The sequence below is a fragment of the Vibrio ordalii ATCC 33509 genome (assembly GCA_000257205.1).
Classification (GTDB): Bacteria; Pseudomonadota; Gammaproteobacteria; order Enterobacterales; family Vibrionaceae; genus Vibrio; species Vibrio ordalii.
Genome location: AEZC01000070.1, coordinates 1 through 16,735, shown reverse-complemented (window position 1 = coordinate 16,735; position 16,735 = coordinate 1). Strand labels below are relative to the sequence as shown.

General features: G+C 44.0%; 13 protein-coding genes and 2 tRNA genes. 4 read left to right on the top strand and 11 right to left on the bottom strand.

Going from position 1 to position 16,735, the window contains the following annotated elements; all coding sequences use genetic code 11:
• Positions 1 to 106 precede the first annotated feature (106 nt).
• The 7 genes from VOR_RS0104505 to rlmE form a co-directional block, all read right to left on the bottom strand.
• Positions 107 to 183, bottom strand: a tRNA-Met gene (locus VOR_RS0104505).
• A 54-nt stretch (positions 184 to 237) separates the two neighbouring features.
• Positions 238 to 321 (bottom strand) — tRNA-Leu (locus VOR_RS0104500).
• Positions 322 to 347: 26 nt separating this feature from the next.
• Complete coding sequence (gene secG, locus VOR_RS0104495; protein WP_010318534.1) at positions 348 to 683, bottom strand: preprotein translocase subunit SecG; 336 nt, start codon at positions 681 to 683, stop codon at positions 348 to 350.
• A 263-nt stretch (positions 684 to 946) separates the two neighbouring features.
• Positions 947 to 2,287 carry a phosphoglucosamine mutase gene (glmM, locus tag VOR_RS0104490; protein ID WP_010318533.1) on the bottom strand — a complete coding sequence of 447 codons (1,341 nt, stop codon included), beginning with the start codon at positions 2,285 to 2,287 and terminating at the stop codon, positions 947 to 949.
• 22 nt (positions 2,288 to 2,309) lie between these two features.
• Entirely contained in the window at positions 2,310 to 3,140 is an 831-nt protein-coding gene (gene folP, locus VOR_RS0104485) for a dihydropteroate synthase (RefSeq protein WP_010318532.1), read from the bottom strand.
• A 58-nt stretch (positions 3,141 to 3,198) separates the two neighbouring features.
• A complete protein-coding gene (ftsH, locus tag VOR_RS0104480) occupies positions 3,199 to 5,139 on the bottom strand; it encodes an ATP-dependent zinc metalloprotease FtsH (protein ID WP_010318531.1) in 1,941 nt (646 codons plus the stop codon).
• 107 nt (positions 5,140 to 5,246) lie between these two features.
• On the bottom strand, positions 5,247 to 5,876 hold the full coding sequence (rlmE, locus tag VOR_RS0104475) for a 23S rRNA (uridine(2552)-2'-O)-methyltransferase RlmE (RefSeq protein ID WP_010318530.1): 630 nt from the start codon (positions 5,874 to 5,876) through the stop codon (positions 5,247 to 5,249).
• Positions 5,877 to 5,995: 119 nt separating this feature from the next.
• Between rlmE and yhbY the strand changes: the two genes are divergently transcribed.
• Positions 5,996 to 6,292 carry a ribosome assembly RNA-binding protein YhbY gene (gene yhbY, locus VOR_RS0104470; protein WP_010318529.1) on the top strand — a complete coding sequence of 99 codons (297 nt, stop codon included), beginning with the start codon at positions 5,996 to 5,998 and terminating at the stop codon, positions 6,290 to 6,292.
• An 88-nt stretch (positions 6,293 to 6,380) separates the two neighbouring features.
• Here yhbY and greA read toward each other — a convergent pair whose 3' ends face one another.
• On the bottom strand, positions 6,381 to 6,854 hold the full coding sequence (gene greA / locus VOR_RS0104465) for a transcription elongation factor GreA (protein ID WP_010318528.1): 474 nt from the start codon (positions 6,852 to 6,854) through the stop codon (positions 6,381 to 6,383).
• Between the two features lie 552 nt (positions 6,855 to 7,406).
• Between greA and ompU the strand changes: the two genes are divergently transcribed.
• Both ompU and dacB read left to right on the top strand, forming a co-directional pair.
• Positions 7,407 to 8,411 carry a porin OmpU gene (ompU, locus tag VOR_RS0104455; protein WP_010318526.1) on the top strand — a complete coding sequence of 335 codons (1,005 nt, stop codon included), beginning with the start codon at positions 7,407 to 7,409 and terminating at the stop codon, positions 8,409 to 8,411.
• A gap of 99 nt (positions 8,412 to 8,510) precedes the next feature.
• Positions 8,511 to 9,953, top strand: a complete 1,443-nt coding sequence (gene dacB / locus VOR_RS0104450) for a serine-type D-Ala-D-Ala carboxypeptidase (protein WP_010318525.1) — start codon at positions 8,511 to 8,513, stop codon at positions 9,951 to 9,953.
• A gap of 149 nt (positions 9,954 to 10,102) precedes the next feature.
• On the opposite strand, the gene tyrS is transcribed toward dacB, so the two are convergent.
• The gene (gene tyrS, locus VOR_RS0104445) at positions 10,103 to 11,290 is read right to left on the bottom strand and encodes a tyrosine--tRNA ligase (RefSeq protein ID WP_010318524.1); all 1,188 of its coding nucleotides are present in this window, start codon (positions 11,288 to 11,290) and stop codon (positions 10,103 to 10,105) included.
• 129 nt (positions 11,291 to 11,419) lie between these two features.
• On the opposite strand from tyrS, the gene shyC reads away from it, so the two are divergent.
• Positions 11,420 to 12,715, top strand: a complete 1,296-nt coding sequence (shyC, locus tag VOR_RS0104440; RefSeq protein ID WP_010318523.1) for a peptidoglycan DD-endopeptidase ShyC — start codon at positions 11,420 to 11,422, stop codon at positions 12,713 to 12,715.
• Positions 12,716 to 12,764: 49 nt separating this feature from the next.
• Here the strand turns inward: shyC and VOR_RS0104435 are convergent, their stop codons facing one another.
• Together VOR_RS0104435 and VOR_RS0104430 are read right to left on the bottom strand one after the other, a co-directional pair.
• Positions 12,765 to 15,863 (bottom strand): efflux RND transporter permease subunit, encoded by a 3,099-nt coding sequence (locus VOR_RS0104435; protein WP_010318522.1) that lies wholly within the window; start codon positions 15,861 to 15,863, stop codon positions 12,765 to 12,767.
• A gap of 8 nt (positions 15,864 to 15,871) precedes the next feature.
• Positions 15,872 to 16,735: efflux RND transporter periplasmic adaptor subunit (locus tag VOR_RS0104430; RefSeq protein ID WP_010318521.1), on the bottom strand; the 864-nt coding region annotated here is incomplete at its 5' end.

Below are 16,735 nucleotides of genomic sequence, written 5' to 3'. Positions count from 1 at the left end.
ATTAGTCGGGGTTTTTTGTTGCTGGACCCTGATGATTGAGAATCTAAATTCTCAATTGCAGTGAGGTTGACACTGCACAAACTTGCATCCAAAACCCAAAAAGAATTGGTTGCGGGGGCCGGATTTGAACCGACGACCTTCGGGTTATGAGCCCGACGAGCTACCAAGCTGCTCCACCCCGCGTCCGACTTGCGAGCATTATACGCTCTATCAAGTGATTTACAAGTTTGTAAATAATGGTGCCGAGAGAGGGACTCGAACCCTCACACCTAAGGCGCTAGCACCTCATGCTAGTGTGTCTACCAATTTCACCATCTCGGCAATTATTTGTACTTATCTAAGATAAGTTATTGCGGGATTTCGTCACCAGATTTTACTGGCACGTCACTCGCTGTATCCGTAGTTTGCTCAATCACTTGACCTTTAGTTGGGTCAATCCATTGTGATTCAGTTTTATGCGTAGACAAATTGCCCAATGCCAAACTAAGAATAAAGAATACGGTTGCAAAAATTGCAGTCATTCGGGTTAGGAAATTTCCTGAGCCACTAGCACCAAACACAGTGTTTGACGCGCCAGCACCGAAAGAGGCTCCCATATCTGCGCCTTTACCTTGTTGAATTAACACTAGGCCAATGATACCAAGCGCTGCCAACAGGTAAATCACAAGTAGAACTGTAAACATTACTTCCACCTATGTTCCAAATAGTTGAGCCAGCGCCGTTCTTATCAACTGACTTGAACAAGGCTAGCGACCTCCTCAACGAAGGCGGACGCAATACTAACGAATGCATCCCATGCTGACAAGGAGTATTTTATAAAAAAATGGAGTTTATGCTTCAAGCGGTTAAAAAAAGGGCAACAACACCCTATATGTATAGCTAACCATAAGATTTCAAGCCGAATTACGGTCATGAAATCCTAGGTTAACTCATATTATTTTTCTGGTTAGCAATTATCTTTAACCGCTTGCGCTATCTTTAATGCTGAATTTTTTACTAGCTCAGCATCTTCCCCTTCCACCATCACGCGCAATAAAGGTTCAGTACCTGATTTACGCAAGAGCACTCGACCTTGGTTACCAAGTTCCGCTTCTACGGCAGCTACAGCCGCTTTTACCGCTTCAGCTTCTAATGGGTTGGAATAACCACTAAAACGTACGTTTTCTAAAACCTGCGGGTAAAGCGTCATGCCTTTAGCCAGTTCATTGAGCGACATTTCACTGCCCACAACGGAAGCAAGAACTTGCAACGCCGCAACAATCGCATCACCCGTAGTCACTTTGTCTAGCAGTATGATGTGCCCTGAATTTTCCGCGCCAATTTTCCAACCTTTTGCCAGCAATTTTTCCATCACATAACGGTCGCCAACCGCCGCGCGCACAAAAGGGATACCTAACTGCTTTAAGCCGTTTTCCATACCAAGGTTTGTCATTAGCGTTCCAACAACACCACCTTTTAATTCTCCGCGTCGCAGGGCATCACGGGCGATGATATAGGCAATTTGATCTCCATCCACTTTATTGCCAAGCTCATCAACCATAATTAAGCGATCGCCATCACCATCAAATGCCAGTCCTAAATCTGCTTTTTCTGCCACAACGCGCTGTTGCAACGCACGGACATCCGTTGCTCCAACTTCGTCATTAATATTCAGACCATCTGGCTCAACCCCCATTGCTATCACTTCAGCGCCAAGTTCCTTAAACACATTAGGCGCGATGTGATAGGTGGCACCATGAGCACAGTCAACGACGATTTTCAGCTTTGATAAATTCCATTGCGATGGAAAGGTACTTTTACAAAACTCAATATATCGCCCTGCAGCATCGACCATTCGTGAAGCCTTACCAAGTTCGGCAGACTCGACACACTCAATCGGTTTATCCAATTCAGCTTCGATCTCCAATTCAATTTCATCAGGTAATTTAGTCCCTTCGGATGAGAAGAATTTGATGCCGTTATCGTAATAAGGATTATGCGACGCTGAGATAACGATCCCCGCTTCCGCACGAAAGGTTTGAGTCAGGTAAGCAACCGCTGGCGTCGGCATAGGTCCGGTAAAAATTGCTTTTAATCCTGCGGCGGCTAAGCCCGCCTCTAAAGCCGACTCAAGCATATAGCCTGAAATACGCGTATCTTTACCAATAATGACTTTTTTCGTGCCTTTTTTTGCCAATACACGACCGGCCGCCCAGCCAAGCTTTAATACGAAATCGGGAGTGATAGGATACTGTCCAACCTTACCGCGGACACCATCTGTACCAAAGTAACGTCTTTTGTCAGACATGGTTTTTCCTTAATTATTATTGTTAACTATTTTGAATAATGGTTTGTACTATTTTCATTGCTTCAATGGTTTCGTTCACATCATGAACCCGAATAATGTGTGCACCTTTCATTGCAGCAACAGCTGCGCAGGTAACGCTCGCCACCATACATTCAGCTGGTTTTTTATTGAGTAGTTTAAAAATCATTGACTTACGAGACATTCCAGCCAATATCGGCAAACCAAATTGATGAAAGGCATCTAAATGAGCAAGCAGATGATAATTATTCTCAACGGTTTTGCCAAATCCAAAACCAGGATCGAGAATAATATTTTCGCGCGCGATCCCCGCGCGCGTGCACGCTGCGACTCGATCTTCTAGAAAGAGCTTAACATCAGCTAACACATCTTGATAATGTGGGCTAGTTTGCATCGTTCGTGGCTGGCCTTGCATATGCATGATACAGACAGGCACTTGTGCTTTAGCCGCAACCTCTAATGCCCCCGGCTCTTGCAGTGCACGAACATCATTAATCAAGTCAGCACCAGCCTCAACCGCCTGACGCATCACCTCAGCTTTACTGGTGTCAATTGAAATCCAGACGTCATGCTTTGCACGAATAGCTTTAATAATAGGAATAACACGAGATAATTCGTCATCGAGAGTCACTTCTGGAGCGCCCGGCCGAGTTGACTCCCCTCCAATGTCAATAATACTGACACCTGCGGCAATCATTTTATCGGCATGCTCTAGTGCCAGATCTAGCGCGTTAAATTTACCACCATCGGAAAATGAATCCGGTGTCATGTTCAAGATACCCATGACATGAGGACGATCGAGGATAAGTGTCTTTGTTGGGGTTTGAATCTTCATTTTGCTCTAAAACAGAAAAACCCCGAGAAAGCTCGGGGTTTAATTTGAATATTAACGATTACTCAGCATCTTTCTTTTCTGAAGACTCAGTGGTTACTTCGTCTTCTGCTGCTGGCTCTACTTTTGGCTCTTGAGCTTTTTCCGCTTCCGCTTTTTCTGCTTGAGCTTTGGCTTGATCAGCCCATCCTGCAGGTTCACGAATCTCGGTTTTACGCTCCATTAAGTCATCAATTTGGCCTGCATCAATCGTTTCGTATTTCATCAACGCATCTTTCATTGTGTGCATAATGTCCATGTTATCTTCAAGGATTTTACGCGCACGATCATAGTTGCGATCAATAATTTTACGCACTTCGTCATCAATCAACTTAGCCGTATCTTCAGACACATGCTTAGTTTGAGTCACGCTGCGCCCTAAAAACACTTCACCTTCATCTTCTGCGTACAACAATGGGCCAAGTTTTTCCGAAAAGCCCCATTGCGTAACCATCTTACGAGCAATAGCTGTCGCGCGTTCGATATCGTTTGATGCACCAGTTGAAACGTTTTCTGGGCCGTAAATTAACTCTTCAGCTAAACGACCGCCATACAAGCTTGAAATCATAGACTCAAGATGCAGCTTAGACATGCTGACTCGGTCTTGTTCAGGCAAGTACATCGTCACACCTAAAGCTCGACCACGTGGAATAATCGATACTTTATAAACAGGGTCATGTTCAGGTACCAAACGACCAACAATGGCGTGTCCTGCTTCATGATAAGCTGTCGATGCTTTCGTTTCTTCAGACATCACCATCGAACGACGTTCAGCACCCATCATGATTTTGTCTTTTGCTAACTCAAACTCAACCATTGAAACATTGCGTTTGTTACCGCGAGCAGAGAATAACGCCGCCTCGTTCACTAAGTTTGCCAAATCGGCACCAGAGAAACCCGGTGTTCCGCGAGCAATCAATGAAGGTTCAACATCACCAGCTAAAGGGACTTTGCGCATATGAACTTTCAAAATTTGTTCACGACCGCGAACATCAGGTAAACCGACCACCACTTGACGGTCAAAACGCCCCGGACGCAGCAATGCTGGGTCTAAAACGTCTGGACGGTTGGTTGCTGCAATGACGATAACGCCTTCATTGCCTTCAAAACCATCCATTTCAACCAACATTTGGTTTAACGTCTGCTCACGCTCATCGTGACCACCGCCGACACCAGCACCACGTTGGCGACCTACCGCATCAATCTCATCAATAAAGATGATACAAGGTGAAGCCTTTTTCGCTTGCTCGAACATGTCACGTACACGAGATGCACCGACACCAACAAACATTTCAACGAAATCAGAACCAGATATAGTGAAGAACGGTACTTTCGCCTCACCAGCAATTGCTTTTGCCAGTAATGTTTTACCTGTACCTGGAGGGCCAACCATCAATACACCCGTTGGGATTTTCCCACCCAGTTTTTGGAATCGGCTTGGGTCACGCAAGTAATCCACAAGCTCTTTCACATCTTCTTTAGCTTCGTCACAACCCGCTACATCACCAAACGTGGTTTTGATCTGCTCTTCACCCATCATACGAGCTTTGCTCTTACCAAATGACATGGCACCTTTGCCACCGCCACCTTGCATTTGACGCATGAAGAATATCCAAACACCGATCAGTAGGATCATCGGGAACCAAGAGATAAAAATGGTTCCGAGCAAACTTTGTTCTTCTGGTGGTGTGCCTTGTACTTTAACGTTTTGATTAATCAAATCATCAAGCAGTTTTTGATCATACACAGGCATGTAAGTTACATAGCGAGTACCGCCTCCTCTACGAGTAAAGGCAATTTCACTATTGTTAAATTGAGCTTCTTGAATCTGGCCTTGGCCAACTTCCTGTACGAACGTGGTGTAATCCACTGCTTTGCCGCTACTATCACCAGGGCCAAAGCTCTGGAATACCGACATTAAAACGACAGCTATAACTAGCCACAGAATTAAATTTTTTGCCATATCACTCAAGGTGTAAGCCTCGCGATAACTAATTGTAATTAAAGGTAGGGTACTACAGTTTGTAACCTGTAGCCATATGTTAACTTATGCCTTGTACAGCAAAAACGTTAACCTTTGTAACCAGTGGCTACAACAAAGACTTCTCTTGAGCGAGCTCGCGAAGAGTCTGGTTTTCTTATTTTCACGACTTTAAACAGGTTTCGAACTTCTTTGACATAGTCATCAAAGCCTTCTCCCTGAAAAACCTTGACCACAAAACTACCATTTGGAGTAAGAACTTGTCGACACATATCTAGAGCTAGTTCGACCAAATACATTGCCCTTGGCTGATCAACCGAATTATTTCCGGCGATGTTAGGTGCCATGTCTGACATCACTACATCAACCATATCAGGCTGTATACGATCTAATAGTGCTTCCAGCACGGCCTCTTCACGAAAATCGCCCTGTAAAAAAGCAACACCGACAATAGGATCCATAGGTAAAATATCACACGCGATCACTCGACCTTTATCACCGACGATACCCGCTGAATATTGAGACCAACCGCCGGGAGCCGCCCCTAAATCCACAACCGTCATTCCAGGTCTAAGCAGTTTATCTTTATTTTGAATCTCTTCTATTTTGAAAATAGCACGCGAACGATAACCTCTCTTTTTGGCTTCATTCACGTATTTATCATCAAAATGTTCTTTCAACCAGCGGCTGGAGCTGGCCGAATGCTTCTGTTTACTCATTCGATTCCTAACTGAAATGTTTCCATCCAAGAAAGTATGGTAGAAAATATAGTCTTCAGGGATAGATGGCGTTAAAATAGCTTTTTTCAACCCTTATATTAAATAAAATTGGCCGCATAATGAACCTAAGCACCAAACAAAAGCAGCACCTTAAAGGCCTAGCACACAGTTTGAAACCTGTTGTACTGATGGGCGCGAATGGACTCACTGAGGCTGTTCTAGCGGAAATCGAGATTGCCCTCAACCACCACGAACTGATCAAAGTGAAAGTCGCATCCGAAGATCGCGAAACTAAGCAGTTGATTATCGATGCTATCGTGCGTGAGACTGGTGCAGAAAAAGTACAAACCATTGGTAAGATTCTCGTACTATTTCGTCAAACAGAGCAACGTAAAATCGAGATCCCTCGTAAGTAATCAGTCGCGTCATTGACGCTCTGACTCTGATGGATACAGACAAAAAAAGGTCGCACACTGCGACCTTTTTGATTGTTGTTGAAATGAATTAGAGGTATTCAACTTTATCGATTTCGAAATCTTTATCACCACCAGGGGTGGCGATAATCACCTCATCACCTTCCATTTTACCGATCAAACCGCGGGCAATCGGTGAGCTGACAGAAATGCGCCCAGATTTAATCTCAGCTTCATCTTCACCCACAATCTGGTAGCGTTTCACTTCATCAGTATTACTATCAATCAATGTCACTGTTGAACCAAAAATCACTTTACCTGTATTTTCCATTTTAGTGATATCAATCACCTGAGCCACAGATAGCTTATATTCGATATCACGGATTTGAGCCTCACAAATACCTTGCTCTTCTCGAGCTGCGTGATATTCCGCATTTTCTTTTAAATCGCCAAGTTCACGTGCGGTTGCAATTGCTTGGGTAATTTGAGGACGTAATTTTAACAGCCGATCTAACTCTTCACGCAGCAACTGTTCACCACGAACTGTCATTGGAACTTTTTCCATTGTATACCTCTAGTGCCAAAATTCGTATTTGGGCAAAACAAAACTACCCAACCACAAAGGTTAGGTAGTACATGGATTAACATAGTTGCTAAATAGTGTAATCAAACTTCGTGACTAAATCATCTTAAATCACAACTCATCAGTGTCAGATGTTCGTCAACGTGCCCGTAAGAATATGATAATAAATAGACGCAAACCTCATTTAAGCCAATGTTTTTGTTTAAAAAAACGACCCACCTCGCTAAAAAAAAATAAAAATTAGAACTATTCAGACCAGTTAATAAAAACAAAAAAAACACTTTAAAAACAAAATCTTGATATTTATTTACATGAAATAAAACGGTGTTCATAAACCTGTTTTATATCATTTTACTAACTAATTTCGGAACTTAAGAGTAAAAAGTAGAATACGAAATGCTAGTAACGTTTGGTTGTTCGTTAGTGAAGGTTTACAAAACCCAACCTATGCAACTCAATGTTCAAAAGCACTCGAAGGACGATATAGACGTCGCAAATAAAAATATTTATGGACAGTAAATTAGGACTAATAAGATGAACAAAACTCTGATTGCTTTAGCAGTATCAGCTGCTGCAGCTGCTGCAGTAGTAACTGGTGTAAATGCTGGTGAGCTATACAACCAAGACGGTACATCTCTAGAAATGGGTGGCCGCGCAGAAGCACGTCTTTCTCTTAAAGATGGCAAAGCGGAAGATGTATCACGCGTGCGTCTAAACTTCCTAGGTAAAGTAGCGATCAACGATAGCCTATACGGTGTTGGTTTCTACGAAGGTGAGTTTACAACAGCAGACACTGATGCTAGCGGTAATGACGTAAGAGGTTCAAACACTGTTGATAACCGTTACACTTATGCTGGTATCGGCGGTAACTTCGGTGAAGTGACTTACGGTAAAAACGACGGCGCGCTAGGTGTTATCACTGACTTTACCGATATCATGTCATACCACGGCAACTCAGCAGCGTATCAAATCGCCGTAGCAGACCGCGTAGACAACATGGTGGCTTATAAAGGTCAATTCGATAACCTAGGCGTTAAAGCAAGCTACCGTTTTTCTGATGCTTCAGTTGATACTACCAACGATAAATATGTAGATAACGGTCAAGACGGCTACTCTCTATCGGCTATTTATGCAATCGGCGACACTGGCGTTAAGCTAGGTGCGGGTTATGCTGACCAAGATACTCAAAACGAGTACATGCTTGCTGCATCTTACGCTATCTCTGATTTCTACTTCGCTGGTGCTTTTGTTGATGGTCAAGACAAAGCAGCAAGCAAAACAGATAAAACTGGTTATGAGCTAGCAGCAAAATACACTATGGGTCAAGCTGTATTCACTTCTACATACAACTACCTAGAGTCTAAAACTTCTGGCGCTAAAAAAGATGAAGCGGATAGCTTTGCAGTTGATGCAACTTACTTCTTCAAACCTAACTTCCGTTCGTACATCTCTTACAACTTCAACCTACTTGATTCAGACAAAGTAGGCAAAGCTGCATCTGAAGACGAACTAGCACTAGGTCTACGTTACGACTTCTAATTCTTGGCTTAATGTCATAGATTTAAAACGCCTGCTTGCTAGCAGGCGTTTTTTTATCTCGCTATACTGTATGCACACTCCGCCCTGAAATGCCGTGTTATGCTCTTATTAAACCGCAGTGCTTTTTTATTCATCCTCTCCTTCTTCTTTCCTTTATCGACTTTGGCGTATACGCCTTTGCAAACACTGCCACAAGGTACTCGGGTGGGTTTATTCGTTCACTCTTTAGCCACTGAACAGGTTTTTCAAGATACTAATAACATACAAGCGCTTTTCCCTCCTGCCAGCACTTTAAAAATACTCACCGCGCTTGCCGCCACGCTAGAGCTTGGCGAACAATTTCGCTTCACGACTCAGCTAACTCAACATGGCGATGACATTGTTATTCACTTCTCTGGCGACCCTACGTTAACCAGCCAAGATATGAAGCAGCTACTCAGCGAGCTAAAAAAACAGGGAATCTCACAAATAAAAGGCAACCTTTGGTTAGATAATTCAGCCTTTTCAGGTTACGACCGCGCGGTTGGATCACCTTGGGATATTCTGGGGGTATGCTATAGCGCCCCATCAAGTGCAATCACACTGGATGGTAATTGTGTGCAAGCCTCTATTTATACGCAACCGAACGGGAAAACTCGGGTTTATGTGCCTGAGCACTATCTCATTCACGTGACCAGCTACGCAAGAAGTGTCACTAAGACTGAACAAGAGAGTGCTCGCTGTGATTTAGAACTGCGCACTTCAGAGCAGAACCATTACCAGCTCGACGGCTGTTTGGCCGAGCGAACACAACCTCTACCACTAAAGTTTGCCGTGCAAGACCCAAACTTATACGCCACACGTATGATTTATAAGCAACTCAAACAAGTGGGCATTGAATTGCTAGGCGAGGTTAAGCTGGGTGTAAAGCAAGATGAGCTGAGCATAGAAAAGGGTTCATTGATAGCAACACATCAATCTATGCCACTGTACCCGTTGTTAGATATGATGCTTAAAGAGTCTGACAATTTGATTGCTGACAGTTTAACCAAAACACTTGGCCAGCATTTTTTTATTCAACCCGGCAGTTTTAGTAATGGCACCGAGGCGATCAAGCAGATCCTTTTTTCTCGAACAGGCATCAACTTGGCACAAGCTCAGTTGGCTGATGGTTCGGGTTTATCACGTAACAACCGCCTTTCAGTACAAAACATGGTGGATGTGCTGAATTACATTTGGATTAATAATCAAACCCTTAAGCTTATTGATATCATGCCTAAAGCAGGTGAATCCGGTACCTTACAGTACCGACGTAGTATGCGTGGACAAGCTATACAAGGGCAGCTGATTGCCAAAAGTGGTTCGCTTTATGGAACGCATAACATGGCGGGCTTCGGTTTAGATAAACAAGGAAAACCGAGTACATTATTTGTTCAATTCATCACTGATTATTATCCGCAAGATCAAGGCAATAACACTAGTGTTACCGCCCCAATTGCTCAATTTGAGACGCTCTTCTTTGAAGATGTCGTTAAGTTCAGCCAGCTCAGTTCTAATGAATAGTTCACCACGTTAAAGTATATCCACATAGCCGAAATATCGACGATAGAAGGCAGTACTGGGCTAACTAATACCGCTGGTTCTAATTTAAAAAAGCGCCCTTGGGCGCTTTGATGAGCTTTGATGAATAACGGTTCACTTTATTGTGATTGTTACTTTACAGTAACTCGTGCGAACTTACGCTTGCCGACTTGGTAAACATAAGTCCCCGTGGCTGGTACATTTTTGCTGTCGTCGATTTTTTCGCCATCTTGTTTGGCACCGCCTTGCTTGATCATTCGCATCGCATCAGACGTTGAAGCCACTAAACCCGCCTCTTTGAGCAGGTTAGTGATAGCAATACCCGCTGCAAATTCAAATTCTGCCATCTCTTCTGGCATCGCACCTTTTTGGAAGCGGTTGATGAACTCTTGCTCAGCCGCATCCGCCTCTTCTTTAGAGTGAAAACGTGCAATGATCTCTTTCGCCAACAAGATTTTGAGATCGCGTGGGTTGGTGCCATTTTCAACATCAGCTTTGAACTGTGTGACTTCTTCCAATGGACGGAAAGAAAGCAGCTCGTAGTAGCTCCACATTAATGTGTCAGAAATCGACATGATTTTGCCAAACATTTCACTTGGCGATTCACTGACACCAATGTAGTTGTGCGCAGATTTGGACATTTTTTTCTCGCCATCCAAACCAACAAGCAGTGGCATCATCAAGACAACTTGTGGTTTTTGACCATGTGCTTTTTGCAGTTCACGGCCCATCAATAGGTTGAATTTTTGGTCAGTACCGCCAAGCTCAACATCTGTCTCCATCGCGACTGAATCATAACCCTGTAGGAGTGGATACATGAATTCATGAATGGCAATAGGCTGACCATTAGCGTAGCGCTTTTTGAAATCATCGCGCTCTAGCATGCGTGCCACCGTTTGGTTCGATGCAAGACGGATCATGCCTTCCGCGCCAAATAAAGACAACCATTCAGAGTTAAACTGAATTTTCGTTTTAGCCGGATCAAGAATCTTAAACACTTGTGTCTTATAGGTTTCAGCATTACGCAAAACATCGTCACGAGTGATCGGTGGACGCGTGGTATTTTTACCGCTTGGGTCACCAACCATACCCGTGAAATCACCAATCAAAAAGGTGACTTCATGGCCCAAATCTTGAAATGCACGCAATTTATTGAGGATCACCGTATGTCCAAGATGGATATCAGGAGCCGTTGGATCAGCACCTAATTTAATACGCAGTGGACGGTTTTCTTTCAGTTTCGAAATCAATTCATCTTCTGGGATTAGCTCTTCAACGCCGCGTTTAATTTCAGCTAAAGCCGCTTCAATACTCGCCATTCTTGTTCACTCCTACAGATTTGGCAAAATTTAATAGTTGAACATCTTACTTGAATAGCGATGCTTTTTGAAACCAGTTAGACTAATGAACTGGCTAATTTCTTTATAATTGACTAAACGAACCTAGATATGCTTTCAATTTTTGCTCGTCTCCCTTTGGTGCATCGAACCCTCATCGCCTTTTTAAGCGCTCTCATGGTTTTCGCGCTGGTATTTCTGCCAAATCCAGAAGAGCTTGCTAAAGATCCGAATCGTCTAGAAATCGGTCGTCACTATCCATTAACCATTAATGCTGAAGCCCTCTCCACCGGGGTGCCCATATCTCCGTCGGCGATGTTACGTTGGGAAACTTATCGAGTTAAACCTGGCGAAAGTGCTGCGGTATTATTTCAGCGAATTGGGCTTTCTGCTCTCTTACTCTATCAACTCACGGCTACAAATCGTGATATTGACAGCCAGCTGTCACGACTTAAGCCAGGAGATGAGCTGCAATTTGGCTTTGATGAAAATAATGAACTTGTTCAACTCAATCGCATTATTAGCGCTTTTGAAAGCTTTCGCATCACTAAATCGGGCGATGGCTTTACTTCTGAGTTTGATAAAAAAGAGCTGATGTTCCAGTACAACTATGCTGAAGCGAGTATTACTTCAAATTTTTGGAACGCGGGGATAAGCGCGGGTTTAACTGCAAATCAAATTATGGAGCTGGCGGGGATATTTGGTTGGGATGTCGATTTTGCGTTAGATATTCGTGAAGGTGACCAATTTAAGCTGCTATTCCAAGAAAAAGTGGTGGAAGGTGAAGTGATTGGCCGCGGAAATATTATTGCCGCCGCTTTTACCAACCAAGGAACGACGTTCACAGCAATATTGGACGATGCTACGGGTAATTACTATGACGAAAATGGCCGAGCCATGAAAAAGGCTTTTTTGCGCTCGCCGATCGATTTTCGTCGCGTAACATCGAATTTTAATCCTGTGCGTCGCCATCCCGTCACAGGAAAAGTCACTGCACACAGAGGAACCGATTACGCCGCGCCCGTTGGTACCCCGATTTGGGCTGCTGGCGATGGTGTGGTTGAAAAATCAAGTTACAACCAATTTAATGGTAATTATGTGTTTATACGTCACAGTAATACCTACATTACCAAATATTTGCACTTACAACGACGCATGGTTAAAACAGGTCAGCGAGTCAAACAAGGACAAACGATTGGTACATTAGGCGGGACGGGCAGAGTCACCGGCCCTCATCTTCACTATGAATTTTTGGTCAACGGTGTACACAAAAACCCTAGAACGGTCTCTTTACCGCAATCTAAATCCTTAACGGGCCAAGCAAAAACCACCTTTATCGCCAATGCTCAAATTAGGCTTGGGAAGCTAGAACGCTATAGCCAATTACTCTATGCCAATAAAGAATAAGAAAAGGCCCACCAATCATGTGGGCCTCATTGTGTAATGATTGAGCCGATTACTCTTCGAGAGTCCGTGTTGGTTCCTTACGCCCCAACATCAACAAGCAAGGCGTAAGTACTAACGTTAAGACAGTAGCAAAAGCAAGGCCTCCCGCAACGGCCGTGGCGAGTTGTGACCACCATTGCGTACTGGGAGCGCCAAACTCAATTTTCTGGTTAATCAAATCGATGTTCATCTCCAGCACCATTGGCAATAACCCTAAAATAGTCGTCACTGTGGTCAATAAAACGGGCCTTAAACGCTGAACACCAGTGCGTAAAATCGCCTCTTGTTTTGACAAGCCTCTGCGTATCAGTTGATTATAAGTATCTATTAATACGATATTGTTATTTACCACGATGCCGGCCAAGGCGATGACCCCAATACCTGACATAATAATGCCGAAAGGTTTTTGGAAAATCAGCAGACCAGCAAATACTCCGACCGTTGAAAACAGTACTGCACTTAAAATGAGGAATGCTTGGTAAAAACTATTAAATTGCGTAACCAGAATTAACCCCATAACCACCAGCGCAATCAAAAAGGCATTTTTTAGAAATTCTGAAGAATGTTCCTGCTCTTCATTTTGCCCTCGTAATTTAAACTCCACCCCATTAGGTAAATTCAGTTCCGACAATGCTTGAGTAACTTTCGGCAATTCAAGGGCCAGATTATACCTTTCCTTTAGATCCGCCATAATATCGATAACCCGTCGACCATCAATCCGTTTGATCGTATCTTGTTTGTGATCCGGTTTTATCTGCGCAAAATTGGTTATCGGCACCAGACCTGCGGGTGTGTTGACCCGTAACTGATCAAATCGACCAATATCCCGCTTATCCTCTGGATAACGCACCAAAATATCGACCTCTTCGTTTGCATCATCAGGCAAGTAGTCACCAATTTTTAGTCCATTAGTCACAAATTGCACTGTGTTACCTACCAATGTCGCATCGGCTGAAAATCGAGAAGCATCATCACGTCGAATATCAATTCGCCAGTCAATTCCTTCTTTATTTGAGGTGTCACTGATATTAGTCAACGCGGGATTGTTATCAGCCCACTTTCTGACCATTTTAGCGGCCGTATCAAGGTTTTCAGGAGTACGCGCCGACATTTCAACCACCAGATCATGTTCAACGGGTGGCCCTGCATCTGGAAACTTATACTCAATTTCTACCCCTGAAAATTGATCCGTGGTGCTTTTAAGCTCTTCAATAATCGCTTTGACGGTGCGGCGATATTGCCAATCAACAGGGGTAATTTGAATCTGGCCAATTTCATCATCTCCCCCCGTTCGAGTATAGACGCTCTCAAATTCCTCATGACCAAGCATCACCTGCTCAATTTCTCGCATTAAGGTGTCTTTTTCTTGGATGGAAAGATCGCCATAAGAACGAACTTTAACGGTGAAATAAGGCGGATCCACCTCTGGGAAGAATTCGGCACCGAGCCCTGCTTTGGCATAAGCAAAGCCAATCACAATCGCGAGCACTATCGCACTGAACAGTATTTTAAGTGGGTGACGAATCGCAATGGCCAACGTGTGATAATAGAGCTTGGTGATGCCCGTCGCTTGGGAAAAATCACCTTCATGTAAAGCAATCATCCGTGCTTGACTGGCAGCCGAAGCATGTTGCGGTCGGCCAATTAAACCTCCCAACACTGGTACAAAAAGCAATGCCATGATCAACGATGCGGCCAGAGTAGCGATAAGCGTGAGGGGCAAGTACTTCATAAACTCACCCGTGATGTCCGGCCAAAAAAGCAGAGGGGCAAAAGCAGCTAAAGTGGTAGCGGTTGATGCGGTAATTGGCCATGCCATCCGTTTTGCAGCATCACGGTACGCCTCTTTGCGAGGCATACCTTCTTGCATACGCCGATCGGCAAATTCAGTCACAACTATAGCACCGTCAACTAACATGCCAACCGCCATAATCAGAGCAAATAACACGATAATATTGACGGTCAAACCAAATACAGACAACACTAACAGCCCAGTTAGAAATGAACCCGGAATCGAAATTCCAACCAGCAAGGCGGTCCTCATTCCCAAAATAGCAATAATCACAATTACAACTAAGATGATTGCCGATAGGATATTGTTCTGCAGATCGTTGAGCATGATCTCAACGTCTTTCGACTCATCCCACGTGTATTTGACCAATAGATTACTTGGCCAATCTTCCCGTTTTTGCGCCTCTGTCATCACCGTTTTTACCAGCTCAACGGTTTCGATAATGTTTTCACCTGCACGCTTTTTAACATCTAACACCACCGCCGATTTACCATCTAAACGAGCAAAGCTTTCAGGGTCTCGAAATGCCCGTCTGACGGTCGCGATATCACCAAAAGTGATTACTTGCTTACCATCAACCTTCACCGGAAGCTCTAATACATCTTTCAAGGATTCAAAGACAGAAGGAACCTTTACGGAAAAACGTCCGTAGCCCGTATCGACAAAACCAGCCGCAACGACTTTATTATTCAGCGCGATTAAATTATAGATATCGCCTTGATCGAGCCCGTAACTTTCCATCAATAGGGGATCGACGATGATCTCAACAATATCTTCGCGATCGCCAGCAATATCAACTTCTAATACTTGTCGGTAGCTTTCTAATTTGTCTCTCAACTGCCTTGCAATTTGTACAATAGCTCGTTCTGGTAAAGTGCCATAAAGCACCACTGATAATATCGGTTGCTCTGATGCGAATGTCACTTCGTTCACAGTCGGCTCATCGCTGTCTGCTGGTAATTTTGGTTCAGCCAAATCAACCGCATCTCGGACATCTGCCATCGCTTTATCAAGATTGACGCCAACATTAAATTCCAAGACAACAGAAGCATGACCTTCAGAGGCATTTGACGTCATCTCTTTTACCCCTTCAATAGAGCGCATTTCTTGCTCTAGCGGGCGTACGATAAGGCGTTCAGCGTCACTCGGTGATATACCTTGATGGCTGACAGAGACATAAATGATAGGAATGGTAATGTCGGGGCTCGATTCTTTAGGGATCGACAAGTAAGTCGCCACACCAGCAAACAAGATAAAAATCAGCAGCGATAACATGGTGCGCGAACGAGATAGCGCCGCATCAATAATGGAAAACATAAAGCCCCCTACTGCGCTGAGTGGTTAGGTTTCTTGACCGCAATCACCTGATCACCATCTCGAACAAAACCTTGCCCAACGGTGATAATATCCACCGTCTCCCCTAGCCCAGTTAGCCACACGCCATCCTGTTCGGCTTTTACCAATGTTATCGGTATAAAACGAACACGATCTTGCTGCAGAGTTTTAACGCCTAAATTTCCTTGATCATCAAGCGCGAGCATGGCGGGCGTGATTTTCACCGCCAGTTGCGTTTCCAAACTCATCTCAACTTCAGCGCTCACACCCGCAGGGATAGACTGATTGGGATTGTCAAACTCGACTTCAATCGCAAACGTATTGGTGGCAGGCGATGAAACACGAGAGATATAGCGGACTTTACCATCGATGATAGTGCCATCAATAAAACGTATGCGAGCGGTTTGGTTTTGTTTGATTTTTTGGATGTGCCGTTCGCTGACATCCGCTTCTATCACTAATTTACTGAGATCAATAAATGTGACCATCGGGTCACCCACTCCGACAAAATCGCCTTTTTCTATCAAGATGTCTTGAACAATGCCATCGAAAGGAGCCACAACTGACGTATTACGCAAAGCCAATTGAGCGCGGCTCTGTACAGCGCTGGCTTCCGCCAAAGCGGCTTGCGCCGAAGCAAAGGCCACTTCGCCTTGCAAACCTCGATTTTTTAACGACTCAGCGGCACTGAATTCTTTTTGTTTGAGTTTAAACAAAGCTTGCGCACTCTCTAATTGAGCCGCTAGATCAGCTTGATCAATTAAGACGATCTGTTGTCCTTTATTAACAGGCTGCCCTTTTGCTATCGATATCTGAGTAATTTTTCCTGCGATTTCAGCACCAATTTTAGCTTG